14 protein-coding genes are annotated in these 16,147 nt (G+C 51.0%); 4 read left to right on the plus strand and 10 right to left on the minus strand.

The window, feature by feature from the left end:
• Nucleotides 1-470 precede the first annotated feature (470 nt).
• Together sfnG and cobB are read left to right on the plus strand one after the other, a co-directional pair.
• Nucleotides 471-1,574 carry a dimethylsulfone monooxygenase SfnG gene (gene sfnG, locus B3Z23_RS18355; RefSeq protein ID WP_294912788.1) on the plus strand — a complete coding sequence of 368 codons (1,104 nt, stop codon included), beginning with the start codon at nt 471-473 and terminating at the stop codon, nt 1,572-1,574.
• Between the two features lie 354 nt (nt 1,575-1,928).
• Nucleotides 1,929-2,765: a Sir2 family NAD+-dependent deacetylase gene (gene cobB / locus B3Z23_RS18360; RefSeq protein ID WP_294912789.1), complete on the plus strand. Its 837-nt coding sequence runs from the start codon at nt 1,929-1,931 to the stop codon at nt 2,763-2,765.
• 123 nt (nt 2,766-2,888) lie between these two features.
• On the opposite strand, the gene B3Z23_RS18365 is transcribed toward cobB, so the two are convergent.
• Nucleotides 2,889-3,551 carry a class I SAM-dependent methyltransferase gene (locus B3Z23_RS18365; protein ID WP_294912790.1) on the minus strand — a complete coding sequence of 221 codons (663 nt, stop codon included), beginning with the start codon at nt 3,549-3,551 and terminating at the stop codon, nt 2,889-2,891.
• Nucleotides 3,552-3,754: 203 nt separating this feature from the next.
• A complete protein-coding gene (locus B3Z23_RS18370; protein ID WP_294912792.1) occupies nt 3,755-4,873 on the minus strand; it encodes an ABC transporter ATP-binding protein in 1,119 nt (372 codons plus the stop codon).
• A gap of 266 nt (nt 4,874-5,139) precedes the next feature.
• On the opposite strand from B3Z23_RS18370, the gene pepT reads away from it, so the two are divergent.
• Nucleotides 5,140-6,384 (plus strand): peptidase T, encoded by a 1,245-nt coding sequence (gene pepT, locus B3Z23_RS18375; RefSeq protein WP_294912795.1) that lies wholly within the window; start codon nt 5,140-5,142, stop codon nt 6,382-6,384.
• Nucleotides 6,385-6,430: 46 nt separating this feature from the next.
• Here pepT and B3Z23_RS18380 read toward each other — a convergent pair whose 3' ends face one another.
• The 8 genes from B3Z23_RS18380 to rluE form a co-directional block, all read right to left on the minus strand.
• Entirely contained in the window at nt 6,431-7,567 is a 1,137-nt protein-coding gene (locus tag B3Z23_RS18380; RefSeq protein WP_294912797.1) for a cupin domain-containing protein, read from the minus strand.
• 69 nt (nt 7,568-7,636) lie between these two features.
• Nucleotides 7,637-9,103 (minus strand): two-component system sensor histidine kinase PhoQ, encoded by a 1,467-nt coding sequence (gene phoQ / locus B3Z23_RS18385; RefSeq protein WP_414716515.1) that lies wholly within the window; start codon nt 9,101-9,103, stop codon nt 7,637-7,639.
• Entirely contained in the window at nt 9,084-9,755 is a 672-nt protein-coding gene (phoP, locus tag B3Z23_RS18390) for a two-component system response regulator PhoP (RefSeq protein ID WP_294912798.1), read from the minus strand. The genes phoQ and phoP overlap by 20 nt, the downstream gene beginning before the upstream one ends.
• Before the next feature lie 104 nt (nt 9,756-9,859).
• A complete protein-coding gene (gene purB, locus B3Z23_RS18395) occupies nt 9,860-11,230 on the minus strand; it encodes an adenylosuccinate lyase (RefSeq protein WP_294912800.1) in 1,371 nt (456 codons plus the stop codon).
• Nucleotides 11,231-11,276: 46 nt separating this feature from the next.
• Nucleotides 11,277-11,918, minus strand: a complete 642-nt coding sequence (gene hflD, locus B3Z23_RS18400; protein WP_294912801.1) for a high frequency lysogenization protein HflD — start codon at nt 11,916-11,918, stop codon at nt 11,277-11,279.
• Between the two features lie 10 nt (nt 11,919-11,928).
• Complete coding sequence (gene mnmA, locus B3Z23_RS18405) at nt 11,929-13,047, minus strand: tRNA 2-thiouridine(34) synthase MnmA (RefSeq protein ID WP_294912803.1); 1,119 nt, start codon at nt 13,045-13,047, stop codon at nt 11,929-11,931.
• A gap of 63 nt (nt 13,048-13,110) precedes the next feature.
• The gene (locus tag B3Z23_RS18410; RefSeq protein WP_294912804.1) at nt 13,111-13,569 is read right to left on the minus strand and encodes an NUDIX domain-containing protein; all 459 of its coding nucleotides are present in this window, start codon (nt 13,567-13,569) and stop codon (nt 13,111-13,113) included.
• Nucleotides 13,570-13,614: 45 nt separating this feature from the next.
• The gene (rluE, locus tag B3Z23_RS18415; RefSeq protein WP_294912806.1) at nt 13,615-14,235 is read right to left on the minus strand and encodes a 23S rRNA pseudouridine(2457) synthase RluE; all 621 of its coding nucleotides are present in this window, start codon (nt 14,233-14,235) and stop codon (nt 13,615-13,617) included.
• Nucleotides 14,236-14,583: 348 nt separating this feature from the next.
• Here rluE and icd point away from each other — a divergent pair, with 348 nt between their 5' ends.
• Nucleotides 14,584-15,834, plus strand: a complete 1,251-nt coding sequence (icd, locus tag B3Z23_RS18420; protein ID WP_294912809.1) for an NADP-dependent isocitrate dehydrogenase — start codon at nt 14,584-14,586, stop codon at nt 15,832-15,834.
• The last annotated feature ends 313 nt before the right edge of the window (nt 15,835-16,147 follow it).

Here is a 16,147-nt window from a genome sequence, read left to right on the forward strand (position 1 = left end):
TACTAAAACCGGCAACACTCTTTGCCCCTGTTCCACGGGTTGATGGTGTTAAGTGGAGGCACTACCAAATCCGGCGGGATGGGGACCCTTACCTGCTCCCGCAGCCCGCAGCCCGCAGCCCGCAGCCCGCAGCCCGCAGGCCTGAAATGCTGTAAATGAAACAGTACTACGGCAATAACTGCTGCATATGCAACATTTCTTATCACAGGGATTCTGTGCATCATTATGATTTTTATTGGTTTTTAATCGTACAGAATGCTGGCATGCTTTGTGCTGTTGGTTATAACCAAATAGTTAGTTTTCTATTTCAGATATTGGAATAAGGTTATAAAAAAACAGCTATCGTGGTGAAAAGCTGAATAATGCAATAAGTACTGGCCAGGTTGCCGTCGTTGTTGCCCTCACCAGATACACAGAACTGACAACCTTCGGTGATTGTGGTTTCCAAAGAGATAACCAGGGAGATCTGTATGAGCAACCCACAAAGTAATAAGCCGTTACAGTTTGCTTACTGGGTACCCAATGTATCCGGTGGGCTGGTGATCAGCGATATTGAACAACGCACTCGTTGGGATTTTGACTACAACCGTAAACTGGCTCAGATAGCGGAACAGTCAGGTTTCGATTATGCACTGACCCAGATACGTTTTACTGCCGGTTATGGTGCGGATAATCAGCATGAATCCGTCAGTTTCTCTCAGGGCCTGCTCGGCGCGACAGAGAAGTTAAAAGTGATTGCAGCTTTGTTACCCGGCCCCTGGAATCCGACGCTCGCCGCCAAGCAGATTGCCACCATTAGTCATCTGACCGGGGGCAGGATTGCGGTGAATGTGGTCAGCGGCTGGTTTCGGGGTGAATTTAAAGCGATAGGCGAGCCCTGGCTGGATCATGAGGAGCGTTATCTGCGGTCCGAGGAATTTATCCGCTGTCTGAAGGGTATCTGGCAGCAGGAGAGTTTCAGTTTTGCCGGCGATTTTTATCGCTACCGGGATTATGTTATGAAACCCAAACCGTTGTTGCCTTTGCCGGAGATCTTCCAGGGCGGCAGCTCAAGAGCAGCAAGAGATATGGCAGCACGCGTTTCTGACTGGTATTTTACCAATGGCAACACCCCGGCAGAAATCGCCCGTCAGGTCACGGATATCCGCCAAAAAGCAGCACAAAATCAGCATCAGGTCAGGATTGGAGTCAATGGATTTGTGGTAGCCCGCGAAACTGAAGAACAGGCTCAACTGGTGATACGCGATATTGTGGCCGGGGCTAACCCCGAAGCAGTGAAAGGATTTGCCGACCAGGTCGCCAACGCAGGCAAAGCCTCCCCGGAAGCTGAGGGTAACTGGGCCAATTCAGGTTTTGAGGACCTGGTGCAGTATAACGACGGATTTAAAAGTCAGCTGATTGGTACCCCACAACAGATTGCAGAACGGATTATTGAGTTCAAAAACGCCGGTACTGATCTGCTACTGTTGGGCTTTTTGCACTTCCAGGAAGAAATTGAAAGGTTTGGTCGTGAGGTCCTGCCGAGAGTACGTGAACTGGAACGCCTTCAGCAACAATTAACCGTCGGTAGTTAATCATGATTATTCTCCCGCAGTCTGACAGTGGCGGTTTCAGGGCATAGCAGCCGTCGATGAGAGCTATACCCTGAAACTCCTGACAACGACTACCCATTAAGCACTCTTTTGCTGCACAGCCTGCCGTGCCAGAGCTGAATCACCGTGATATTGGTGAGGTTTTGTCATTTCCTGGGCGGCAGATGGTTCAGAGACACCGTAAAAACTGTTATCCTTCTGGCGTATCAGCGGGATGCTTTGTCGTGCAATGATTACAGCCGGCAGGTATAACCTGATAGTCAGGGTTACGGACAGTGATTTGGTCAAAGCACCGTGACCGGAAATTATCAGTGAATGAGTACCAGAGGGATAGTTATGCTCACACCGCGACGTCGCGTCCGGATTGCCCGTTACAGGAAACATAAACGCAAGCTGCATCAGCGTCACCGACAGTCTATTTTCGAGTGTGATCGGGAGCAGCAGAATATGGCGAAAAACCGCTTACCAAAGGTGGTGGTGCTTACCGGTGCGGGGATTTCTGCAGAGTCAGGTATCCGTACCTTCCGTGCCAGCGACGGGCTGTGGGAAGATCACCGGGTAGAGGATGTCGCTACCCCGGAAGGGTTTCGTCGTGCCCCGGAACGGGTTCAGGAATTTTATAATCAGCGTCGCCGGCAACTACATTCAGAGGATATTGCACCCAATAATGCGCATCTGGCACTGGCACGGCTGGAGTCGGTGCTGGGAGATAATCTGCTGCTGGTCACACAGAATATCGATAACCTGCATGAGAGGGCCGGGAGTCAACGGGTGGTTCATATGCATGGTGAATTGCTCAAAGTACGCTGTGAAGAAAGTGGTCAGGTCATCCAGTGGACTGGCGATATCACGGCCGATGACCGTTGTACCTGCTGTCAGTTTCCATCGCGACTCCGTCCTCACATAGTCTGGTTTGGCGAAATGCCTCTGGAGATGGAGCGTATTTATCACGCTTTATCAGAAGCGAATATTTTTATTGCTATCGGTACCTCAGGACATGTTTATCCTGCTGCCGGATTTGTGCATGAAGCCACCCTGCAGGGGGCACATACTGTGGAACTCAATCTGGAACCGAGTGAGGTGAATAATGAGTTTGCCGAATGCCATTACGGAGCGGCAACCCAGCTGGTGCCAGAATATATAAACGAATTACTGAAGCATCTGCACCAGTAAATAGTGACTCCCGGGAGGAAGTTGCCGCCAGGCCCCCGGGATTTTACTCTGGTTTGTGCGCCAGGCCTTTAGCCGTGCCGATCAGTTTGGGGCCTGGCACGGCGCTAAAGCGGGGCAGGTGAATCAGACACCCTTCTGCAGGGGATAACGGGCGGTAAACATAATCACCGCGCCTATTTCAGTTACCGTGACTTCACGAAACAGTTGACCGAGCTGCGATTCAAGCAGGGTGGCGCTGTCATGATAATTGGTGAAGATTCCCTTGCGATTCATCACCTTCATTAGTATCCGGCCGAACAGATTATGCCGTTGCAGTTCACCGCTAATGGTTGCTCCGAACAATATTCCGTCTGCAGTGAGTGCCTGAGTGGCATTTTTCAGGGCAGTAAATTTGTCTTCGGCACTGCCATTAAGGCAATGCAATACATAATACAGCGCCACGGAGTTATAACGCTGATGCAGATGTTCGGGAAATGGCAGAAAAATGTCATGCCGGACCGTGGCTTTAACGCGGGCAGGCCCGATACGCCGCAGCGCCTGAAACAGGCATTCGGTATTAAGATCCAGTAAGGTTAGCTGGCTGATGTTCATGCAATGGCGGGGGTAATAGCCGGTACCTGCACCGATCTCCAGGTGACGGCTGGACAAATGTTGGCGGTAAAAGGGTAACTGAACTTCGGAGGTAGAGCACCGCCAGGCAAAACGATTAGCAACCGATAAAACCCACCAGTTATATAAACTCAGTGAGACGCTATTATAGGCTTTGATTCCGGGCTGGCTGTCCATTGTTATCACTCCCTGTGATCCGCTAAATGCTCAAAACGGGTAATTTCCCTCGTCACTTCTCTCGCCAGGCGGCCATCTCCTGACAGCTACAAGCCTGATGAATTTAACAGCATTATCAGAAAACCCCAAACATTTTGTGATTATTTTGCCGGGAAATTGTACAGTCGACTGAAAGTACCCCCTTGTTTTTAAAGATAATGGGATTAGGGGATGGGGGCTGAAGTTTCTGCGGGAAAAATCTGAGCACGACCCGCAGGCCAGCTGACTAACACAGACTCACCAGTCGCTGAGGCTAACTGACTGGCCGGATCATTCACCCACTGGCAGGCAGTGATTGATTCACCGTGATGAAGCCTGACCCGGATCTCTAATATCCGTCCCTGGTATTCAGTTGCCTGAATAATACCGGCAATACCTTCTGCTGGCTGGTCCCCTCCGGCCGGGCGAAGGCATAGATCTTCAGGGCGGACCAGTAGCTGTACCCAATCTCCCGCACGAACAGGGAATCGGCACTGCACGCGACTCTGGTAGCCATTAAGAGTAACCAGCGCTTCCTCGCCTGCAAGGCATGACAGAACCTGAGCACTCAACTGATTCACCTCGCCGGTAAACCTGGCGACAAACAGGCTGGCCGGTTGCTGATAAATGGATTGCGGGCTGCCTTCCTGCAGGATCCGACCATCCTTTAATATGACTATTCGGTCTGACAGTGCCATAGCCTCTTGTCGGTCATGGGTCACAAAAACAAAGGTGATTCCCAGACGTTCCTGCAACATTTTTAACTGGCTCTGCATCTGTTTGCGTAACGGAACATCCAGTGCCGATAAAGGTTCATCAAGTAATAACAATGCAGGCTGACTGATAATGGCCCGTGCTATCGCCACCCGTTGCTGCTGACCGCCGGACAACTGCGAGGGGCGGTAGTTGGCAAAATCCTCCAGTTGAACCATCCCCAGCACTTCTGCCACCCGTCGTCTGATTTCGGCCGCGGGACGATGTTGCATGCGCAGACTGAAACTGACGTTATCCGTCACACTCATGTGGGGAAACAGGGCATAGTTTTGAAACACGGTACCCACAGGGCGTTGTTCGGCAGGCTGTTGGGTGATATCAACCCCGTTAAGCAGGATGGTGCCCTGACCGGGACTCTCCAGTCCGGCAATCAACCTCAATAGCGTGGTTTTACCGCAGCCGGACGGCCCCAGCAAGGTTACAAATTCACCCTGTGCCAGACTCAGGCTGATATCGGGGATCACGGTTTTTTGGTTAAATACTTTGCGGATTCCATTAAGCATCACCAGTGCCGGAGGGGGGGGCATCATAAAAGTTACTCTGTGTCAGTCATCAGAAAGCAGCCGTTCCAAAGAGTTGCTGCCGGCCATTGCTCCGGATAATACCTGAACAGCCAGAGACTGTCAGAAAAACCGCGGTACGGGGAGGGATTGTGTAAACCAGACCCGACGGAATTTATCTGAGGTAAATACAACAGTATTTAATTAATTAATATAAACGAATGCTTTATGACTTTGGACAAAATAACAAGGCTTCGATGTGTCAATAATAACCCCCGATGACAAAGGAGCCTGAGATGGAAAAATTACTGGATAGATTTTTACAATATGTTCAGGTAGATACGCAGTCGAAAGTGCAATGTCGTTCCGGACAGGTGCCCAGCAGTGAGGGGCAATGGCAACTGGCCAGAATACTGATGGCAGAATTGGAAACACTGGGATGTGTAGATATTAGTTTAAGTGAACATTGTTGCCTGACCGCGACATTACCAGCCACGGTCAGCGAACCGGTGCCGGTGGTGGGGTTTATCGCCCACCTGGATACCTCACCGGATTGCAGCGGGAAAAATGTACAACCGCAACTGGTAGAGAATTATCGAGGCGGTGATATTGCGTTGGGTATTGGCGAGGAAATTCTTTCACCGGTACTGATACCTGTTCTTCACCAGTTGCATGGTCATACCCTGATAACCACCGATGGTAAGACGCTGCTCGGTGCTGATGATAAAGCAGGTATTGCAGAAATTATCACTGCACTGGCGCGGCTTAAACAACAGCAACGGCCCCATGGTAAAATCCGTGTCGCCTTCACTCCGGATGAAGAAACGGGAACCGGGGCCGCACTGTTCGATATTGAAGGCTTCGGGGCTGACTGGGCCTACACAGTTGACGGCAGCGGTGCCGGAGAATTTGAGTACGAAAATTTTAACGCTGGCAAGGCAGTCGTAAAAATTACCGGGAATAGTGCCCATACCGGCGAAGCAATGGGCAAACTGGTTAATGCGTTGGAACTGGCCTGGGAATTTCATGCGCAGTTACCTACGGAAGAAAAACCGGAGAATACCACCGGTTTTCAGGGGTTTTATCACCTTGATTCGCTGAAAGGCAATGCAGGGCGCGCTGAAATGCATTACCTGGTGCGTGATTTTGTCTGGCAGGATTTTCTGCTGCGCCAGCAATATCTGGAAGCTATCGCGGGCAGGATGGAGCATCTATACGGCAACCCTGTGTCAGTCTCTGTGAGTTTTCAGCAAAGCTACCGTAATATGCGCGAGAAAATCGAGGCTCAACCTCAGGTGATTGCTCTGGCCTTGCAGGCCATTGAACGATGCGGGGTTCAACCGGTGGTTAAACCTGTGCGGGGAGGAACTGACGGCGCAGTTTTGTCATGGCAGGGATTACCTTGCCCAAATCTGTTTACCGGCGGATTTAACTTTCATGGTAAACATGAATTTGCTTCGCTCAACATTATGGACCTGAGTGTTCGGGTGATAATGCAGATTGCCGAACTGTCAGCCACAGGCGGTGAACCCGCGCATTGATCATGCACAGAATTGCCCCTTCGGGACAATTCTGTGCTGTGAAAAATTATTCGTCAGAATCCCTGTCTTCAAAATACCAGTAACCATTGTTAACCAGTCCGGCCAACTGATTCAGGAAGGCAGCATCGTCCAGCGCGTCTGAAAAATCTTCCACGGTCAGGGTGATTTTATTCGCCAGTGCATGCAAGGCTTGTGGCCAGCGACAACTCAGACTTTCGCCGTTGATAAACACCGACTCGCCAAGCGTAATCACTCTCAGACCTCCCAGACGGGTCAGAATATCCCCCTGTTGTAAGGCATCAAGGATTTCATCGGGCTGATAGGGTGGCTCGGGTGGCGCAATATCCAGCTCATGGCGGGACTGGGAAATAAATTCGCCAAACCACTGATTAAAAAGGGCGGGTTCACTGATGAGTCCCAGCATCATGCTCCGGATTGCTTCAGTTTCAGCCGGCAGAATATCGGATGGATTGCTGCGGGTCTTAATCTGTGGATCACTGTAGCGGTGGGTGCCGATCTCATTTGCCAAAGCATAATCAGCAAAACTGCTTAACAGCTCTTTACCGGAGGGGGCGCGAAATCCTACTGAATAATTCAGGGCATTCTCCAGTGAATATCCATCATGCGGGAAGCCTGGCGGAATGTAGACAATGTCGCCGGGTTCCAGAACTTCATCAATAATCGCCTCAAAAGGCTCAACCTGCAGCAAATCAGGATGTGGGCAGTGCTGTTTAATCTGAACATTATTCCCTACGCGCCAACGGCGTCGACCACTGCCCTGGATAATAAACACATCGTACTGGTCAAGATGTGGACCGACGCCGCCACCAGGCACAGAAAACGAGACCATCAGGTCATCCATCCGCCAGTCAGGCAGGGCACGAAAGGGCTGCATCAGCGCAGCAGAAGGAGCATGCCAGTGATCGACAGCCTGAACCAGCAGTGACCAGTGAGTCTCACCCAGGTGATCAAAGCTTTCAAACGGACCGTGACTGACCTGCCATTTATCATTATCCTGACTGACCAGTCGGCTGTCCGTTTCATTTTCCATCGCCAGCCCGGCGAGTTCATCAGGAGTGATTGGATCGACGAAATCCTTAAATCCTTGTTTAATCACTACCGGCTTTTTCTGCCAGTAAGTGGCCAGAAATTCCGGCCAGTTGATGGAAAGTTGGTAGTCCATAGAAACCTTCTGTTTTGCTGAAGTCAGGGCTCAGTATATCAGGCTGACCGGGGCGAAGTCTGGCAGAATTTACATCTGTTGCTGACGGAATATTACTTCCATTCGGGTGCCGCCGAGAGGGCTGTTATGTGCAATGATATCCCCCTGATAGATATCGACGATTTCACGGGCCACTGCCAGCCCGATCCCCTGGCCGGGACGCAGAGTATCTGCCCGCTGCCCGCGCTGAAAAATCAGATCACGTTTACTGACCGGAATACCGGGGCCGTCGTCATCAATAAAAATATGCAATTCAGTTTCGCTTTGCATGGCGGTGACTTCAATAAATTCCAGGCAGTATTTACAGGCGTTATCCAGCACATTGCCCATCACCTCCATAAAGTCATTTTGATCTCCACAAAAGGTGATCTCAGGGGAGATATCCAGAGACAGGTCGATCCCTTTTCGTTGGTAGACTTTGTTCAGTGCCGAACAGAGGCTGTCCGATAAGGCCGGGACTGAATGAAGGTCCCGCTGCAGTGGGTTATGATCGGCATGCAGACTGGCACGGTGAAGGTAATAGCCAATCTGTTGTGATATGCGGCTAATTTGCTCCAGCATTACCGGTTCCGCTTCTTCAACACTCAGCCGCTGCCCGCCACGCAGTGATCGCAAAGTACTCTGCAGTACCGCCAGCGGTGTTTTAAGACTATGAGTCAGGTCAGACAGCGTGGTGTGATAGCGCATACCCCGTTGACGTTCGTTATTTAGCAGTAGGTTCAGGTTACGTACCAGGCTACGCAACTCCTGCGGTGGGCTGGTGTCCAGACTGTCACGCTGGTTGGTTTCCAGTTCATGGATTTGAGCAGCCAGATGGCCAATCGGTTTCAGGCTCCAGCGGGCGGCCAGCCAGAGTAGCGGGATCACCAGCAGCAGGTTAGCGGCCAGTACATAACTAAACCATAGCCAGACCACATCAGAGTGCTGTAGCTCCTGAGGAATCGAATCTACCACCACAATAGTCAGTGCCGGCAGGTTCGGCGTGGCATCATAGCGGTTGACTGCCACGGAGTGAGTGAAAGTATCGTCATTCGCCAGTTCGCTCATTTTTTGCCGCGCGACCCGGTCATCGCCAATAGCTTCCAGACTGGCATGGTTGTTGGTATCTATTTCGTAAAAGTCACTTTTCAGTAACCAGCTGGGATGTATTTTTGAACGAATTTCAGGGACATCGCGCAACTGCCACAACAACTTGCCATGTTCGTTATAGATAAATACCAGCGTGGGGAAATTAAGCTTGATACGTTCCGGTTTGGCAATGGTCAGTTTGTCATCCTGCCACTGTGCCAGGGTGAAGAACAGGTTACTCTCGCCGCGCATAACGCGGTAGGTATTATTATCAAATCCAATGACATAGCCAACTACCGCCACCACCCCGTAACTGAGTGACAAAAACAGTACCAGCACCGACGCCGCCAGTAGAAATCGTACCCGTAATGAAAGTGGACCATGTGGCGAAATGATATGACGCAGGCGTTTAGCAATGCTCAAAACGATAGCCCTGGCTGCGGACTGTGGTAATCACGTCGCCGTCGTGCAGTTGCTGCATCTTTTTACGCAGTCTGCCCATCAGTACATCAATGGTATGGCTTTCCCGCAATTCGGCATCCGGATAGAGTTGCAGCATCAGTGACTCTTTGCTGACCACTTTGCCGGCATTGCGGATCAGCGTTTCAACGATGGTATATTCAAATACCGTCAACTTTACCGGTTGTTGATGGATGGTCAGTTCTTTGCGCGATAAATCCACCTGGAAGGGCCCGCAATCAATCACCTGAGAAGCGTGGCCGCTGTTGCGACGCATCAGGGCCTGTAACCGGGCCGCGACTTCTTCGATATGAAAGGGTTTGGTGACATAGTCATCGGCACCGGCTTCCAGTGCTTCTACTTTAGCCTGCCAGCCTTCCCGGGCGGTCAGCACCAGAATGGGTTGTTTTACCGAACGGGCGCGCCAACGGCGTATCAATGTCATACCATCTTCTCCCGGTAAACCGAGATCGATCAGGGCAACATCGGGTTCATGTTCTGACAGAAAATAATCAGCTTCTTTGGCGTCTTCGGCAGCATCAACCTGATGCCCCATATCACGTAACTGAACGGCCAGGTGATGACGCAACAGAGCATTATCTTCAATAACCAGCACACGCATAATTAAACCTCGAACCAGGCAGGATAGACTATCTGGTCAGTATACGTGATTTGAGGTAAACAGGGGATTAACGCAGACCGGATAATCCGGCCTGCGTGGGCAGATTATTTCAGTTCATCAACCAGAGTGACGGCACGGCCCAGATAATTGGCCGGAGTCATTGCTTTCAGGCGGGTTTTTTCTTCTTCCGGCAGAGGCAGGGTATCGATAAATTCCTGCATTCCTTTGGCATCGACGCGCTTGCCGCGTGTCAGTTCTTTCAGTTTTTCGTAAGGTTTTTCTATGCCGTAGCGACGCATCACGGTCTGTACCGGTTCTGCCAGCACTTCCCAGTTATGGTCCAGTTCATCCAACAAGCGCTCACGGTTGACTTCCAGTTTGGAGATCCCCTTCAGGGTTGACTGGTAAGCAATCACGGCATAACCGATACCCACACCCAGGTTACGCAGCACGGTAGAGTCTGTCAGATCACGCTGCCAGCGTGAAACCGGCAGTTTAGCCGCCAGATGCTGCAGAACAGCATTCGCCAGGCCGAGGTTACCTTCTGAGTTTTCGAAATCGATCGGGTTCACTTTATGCGGCATAGTAGAAGAACCGATTTCACCGGCAATTGTTTTCTGCTTAAAGTGGTTCAGGGCAATATAACCCCAGATATCACGGTCGAAATCGATCAGGATGGTATTAAAGCGAGCCACACAATCGAACAGTTCGGCAATATAGTCGTGCGGTTCAATCTGCGTGGTGTACGGGTTCCAGCGAATACCCAGCGAAGTGACAAATTCCTCACTCAGTTGGTGCCAGTTGACTTCCGGATAAGCGGCGATATGGGCGTTATAGTTACCTACCGCACCATTGATTTTACCGAGGATTTCGACCTGCTCCAGTTGACGAACCTGGCGAGACATCCGGTAAGCCACGTTAGCCATCTCTTTACCCAGTGTAGAAGGGGTAGCAGGCTGACCGTGGGTACGGGAAAGTAACGGCAGATCGCGGTATTCGGCGGCCAGAGTTTCCAGCGCCTGAGTCAGTTGCTGCCAGTAGGGCAGAATCACTTCACGACGGGCTGTTTCCAGCATCAACGCATGGGACAGGTTATTAATATCTTCAGAAGTACAGGCAAAGTGAATAAATTCGGAAACAGCCTGCAGAGCCGGAACCGATTCAACTTTTTCTTTAAGGAAATACTCGACCGCTTTCACATCGTGGTTGGTGGTGCGTTCGATGGTTTTGATACGGGCTGCGTCTTGTTCGCTGAAACTGGCGATAATCTGGTCGAGGTAAGCGTTTGCGTCAGCGTCAAATGCAGGAACTTCCCTGATTTCTGCGGTTGAGGCCAGTTTCTGTAACCAGCGTACTTCAACCTGAACACGAAATTTCAGTAACCCAAACTCACTGAAAATCGCGCGCAGCGGGCTGACTTTGTCCCCATAGCGTCCATCAACAGGGGAAACGGCGGTCAGTGCGGATAATTCCATCAGTGCAACTCCTGAATCATTGTAAAAGCAGTCATGCTGCCGCCAGTTAACATCCGGGCGACAAACGGGATAAAATTGATTTCGCTTCTCCGACAATCCGGGAGCGACTAAACATTAAATGCAGGCGGCTACCCCCCACCTGTTGCCAGAGTACCGCGCTGCGGATACCGGTCAGTAGCGCGGCCCGGACTTTACTCTGAACCTGACTGTTCTGTAATACCGCTGACGATCCGCTCACCTGAATTCTCGGACCAATCGGGCTGATAACATCCACATAGATGCCAGCGATAGCGGCTATCACAGTATCAGAGTCCAGCGCATAATGCTGCAACTGACGATCAAGCCCGGAAATTCGCTGCGTCAGCTGCTGCAGGGCTTTGCGATTATTGTGCAGCTTACGTTCCAGCATAAGAAGACTGAGAGTATAACGGGTCAGTTCGGCGCTGACACCCTGGCGCGAAGGATTATGCAGGACGGCAATCAGGGTTTCCAGACCAAAACGCAGGTTAGCTTCATCACCGCCGTGAACGGCAAGGGTATCTGGTGGATTGAGATCCACCAGACTTTGTAATGACACGCGAAACACCTCTGGTGGACAACTGCCCTGATGAGCTAGTTGCTGTGCCAGATGCGCTGCCTGGCAAACACCGGCCAGAGCCAGTGTAATTTCCCTGATATTTTTGGCCACGGCGTCCCCGTTATTTATCAGCGTCAGGCAGAGGCAGGCGCTGTTCAATAACGCCGCCGCCCAGACAAACATCATCCAGATAGAATACCGCTGACTGTCCGGGGGTGACCGCTGCCACCGGTTCATCAAACCGGACCTCAATACGTTGATTCGACAACGGAATCACTTCGCATGGAATATCGGTCTGGCGGTAGCGGGTTTTCACGGTACAACGGAACGGTGCGGTGACAGGCTGGCGATCTACCCAGTCCAGTTGCTGAGCTACCAGGCCGACAGACATCAGGCGCGGATGTTCAGCACCCTGAGCCACAATCAGCCGGTTAGTGGCCACATCTTTATCCACCACATACCAGGGATCATCGTTGCTGTCTTTCAGCCCGCCGATTCCCAGCCCTTTGCGCTGGCCAAGAGTATGATACATCAGGCCCTGATGCTCACCGAGCACCTGGCCTTCGGTATTTTCGATAACTCCCGGCTGAGCAGGCAGGTAGCGACCGAGGAAATCGCGGAATTTACGCTCACCGATAAAGCAGATGCCGGTGGAGTCTTTCTTACGGGCAGTGACCAGATCCAGTTGTTCAGCAATACGGCGTACTTCCGGTTTTTCCAGTTCTCCGACAGGGAACAGGCTCTGGGCAACCTGTTGGTGGCTCAGGGTGTACAGGAAATAGCTTTGATCTTTATTGGCATCCAGACCACGCAGTAACCGGCTTTTACCGTCAACATCCTGGCGGCGAACATAGTGACCAGTGGCAATCAAATCTGCCCCGAGATCTTCGGCGGCAAATTCGAGGAAGGCTTTAAACTTGATCTCTTTATTACAGAGAATATCCGGATTGGGTGTGCGTCCGGCTTTGTATTCTTCCAGGAAATGTTCGAACACATTGTCCCAATACTCGGCCGCAAAATTAATCTTATGCAGACGGATACCCAGTTTATCGCATACGGCTTGTGCATCGGCCAAATCTTCGGCAGCAGTACAGTATTCTTCCCCGTCGTCTTCTTCCCAATTCTTCATGAAAAGACCTTCAACCAGGTACCCCTGCTGTAACAGCAGCCAGGCTGACACGGAAGAATCTACCCCGCCGGACATACCGACGATTACTTTTTTTTGACTATTGTCAGACATGACCTACTCACACAAGACGTATTTATAAAAAACCGGCGGCGTATTCTACCATGACACAGCCTGTTACGCATCCCTGGCGGATGGCCAATTATAGGCGGATACCAGGTTGAGCGGATAACGTTCCGGCAGTCGCCAGAGCCGGACAGATTCGGCGACCAGCGGAGAACGCAGGTTATCCGCCGTGAGAATTGCTTCTGGGGTTAACCAGTGGCAGCGATCGATATCGCTGTCCTGCGGAGAGGTTTCCGCACAAAAGGCGAGATCCAACCCGAACAGAAAGCGAATAAAGGGCGTCTTATCCGGGGCTATCCATTGCTGAACTCCCAGGAAATAGTGCGGTTCAGCCTTCAGACCGGTCTCTTCATATAATTCACGACTGACCGCTTCACTCAGCGTTTCTCCAGCCTCCAGATGACCCGCTGGCTGATTGAGAGTCGGTAATCCGTTAATTCGTTCTTCCACCACCAGTAATTTGCCTTCGGCGTGGACCAGGCAGGCAACCGTAATATGTGGACTAAACATAAGTACTCCCGGAAAAAAGGAAAAGAGAGTGCCGGAAGCCCGTTATCAGACTCCCTGCATGGAACTGACTTCGCGCCACTCGCCTGACGCCAGATTATCCAGAGTATAACTGCCGATAGCATAGCGGATAAGACGTAATGTCGGGAAACCGATAAACGCGGTCATCCGCCGGACCTGGCGGTTACGCCCCTCATGTAGCACGATTTTTAGCCAGCAGTCAGGAACTGATTTACGTTCGCGAACAGGGGGGTGTCGCGGCCATAACCAGGCCGGTTCCGCAACCCGTTCGATTGTGGCGGGCAGAGTAGGGCCATCTTTCAGGGTAACGCCGTCGCGCAAGCGCTGCAGATCCTGCTCCGTGGGATCACCTTCGACCTGTACAAAATAGGTTTTCCCGGTGCGTTTACCGGGCTGAGTCAGTTTTGCCTGCAATTTACCGTCGTTAGTCAGTAACAGCAGTCCTTCACTGTCGCGATCCAGACGCCCGGCGGCATAAACACCACTTAACGGAATAAACTCTTTCAGTGTCCGCCGTCCGCCTTCATCGGTAAACTGAGGCAGCACATCGAAAGGTTTGTTAAACAGAATGATCTTCCGGGCTTGCTGACTGACCGGAGAGCGGATAGGGCGGGGAGGGCGCTTAGAATGTCGGGATTTGTTAAACATAATGTGTATTGTTGACCAGAATCACAGCAGTATAACCCGGATAGGGTATTTTGGCTGTAGTATGTTGGATTGTCAGCCGGAGGTCGGTATCCTAACTGCCCGTTTTTCGTACAGTTATTCAGCTGGCTGAATAAATCAGCCCGTAACCCGCCACTGGAATCACAATTCCCCGTTCAGGGAAATAAAATGCTTATCATCGGTGAAAATTTGCGGTAATACTCTTTGTCACCATGTCCCCGGCAACGGGTATGCGGATACATTTTTTTGCAAGCTATTGCCTGCGTATTCGGGTACTATTGTCCGGCATCTTACAAATCATTAACATAAAATCGCTCGAAGGAGAGGTTGATGGAAAGCAAAGTTGTTGTTCCGGCGGAAGGTCAGAAAATTACTGTTAGTCAGGGAAAATTGGTTGTACCTGATAACCCGGTGATCCCTTACATCGAAGGGGACGGGATTGGGGTTGATGTCTCTCCTGTCATGCTGAAAGTAGTTGATGCCGCCGTAGAGAAAGCTTACAAGGGCGACCGTAAGATTTCCTGGATGGAAATCTACACTGGCGAGAAATCTGTTGAACTGTATGGTCCGGATGTCTGGCTGCCGAAGGAAACCCTCGACCTTATCAAAGAATACCGCGTTGCCATTAAAGGCCCATTAACCACTCCGGTTGGCGGAGGCATTCGTTCACTGAACGTTGCGCTGCGTCAGGAGCTCGATCTGTACATCTGTCTGCGTCCGGTTCGTTACTACACCGGCACTCCAAGCCCGCTGAAACGCCCTGAAGATACCGATATGGTCATCTTCCGTGAAAACTCCGAAGATATCTATGCCGGTATCGAATGGAAAGCAGGTACTGCAGAAGCAGATAAAGTGATTAAATTCCTGCGTGAAGAAATGGGTGTTAAAAAAATCCGTTTCCCTGAGCAGTGTGGTATCGGGGTTAAACCTTGTTCCGAAGAAGGTACCAAACGTCTGGTGCGTGCTGCGGTGGAATACACCATTGCCAACGACCGTGACAGCCTGACGCTGGTTCATAAAGGCAACATCATGAAATTCACCGAAGGTTCTTTCAAAGACTGGGGCTACCAGTTAGTGAAAGAAGAATTCGGCGCTGAGCTGCTGGATGGCGGCCCATGGATGAAATTCAAAAACCCGAAAACCGGCAAAGAGATCATCGTTAAAGATGTTATCGCCGATGCTTTCCTGCAACAGATCCTGCTGCGTCCTGCCGAGTATGACGTTATTGCCTGTATGAACCTGAACGGCGACTACATCTCTGATGCCCTGGCAGCTCAGGTAGGCGGTATTGGTATTGCTCCGGGTGCCAACATCGGTGACGAATGCGCACTGTTCGAAGCCACCCACGGTACTGCACCAAAATATGCCGGTCAGGATAAAGTGAACCCGGGTTCAGTGATCCTGTCTGCCGAAATGATGCTGCGTCACATGGGCTGGACCGAAGCGGCCGACTTGATTGTTAAGGGAATGGAAGGTGCTATCGCCGCTAAAACCGTGACCTACGATTTCGAACGCCTGATGGACGGCGCTAAGTTGCTGAAATCTTCAGAGTTTGGTGATGCTATCATCAAAAATATGTAATCAGGCGTCACCGCTGATACATAAACACGGGTTCTGAAAAGAGCCCGTTTTTTTATGCCCGAAAACCTTTCCCCAAAACTTCCCCAGAACTCCTCCCCAAAACCCTCCGTTCGGTGGCCTGTAAATTATCAGTAATTCTTACATTTTAAGTCCAGGGTTCTATCATTACGGGGGGATGATTCAGGGGACTAATACTGTGCGAAGTGTATACGGGTGAGGAAGAGGAGGCGGGTAAAATTATATGTATGGGATTAGCTGGTGACAGTTGTTATGAGACAGGAGATGATACTAGGGTAATCCCCCCATTTTTAAC

The sequence above is a fragment of the Tatumella sp. UBA2305 genome (assembly GCF_002345795.1).
GTDB lineage: Bacteria > Pseudomonadota > Gammaproteobacteria > Enterobacterales > Enterobacteriaceae > Tatumella > Tatumella morbirosei.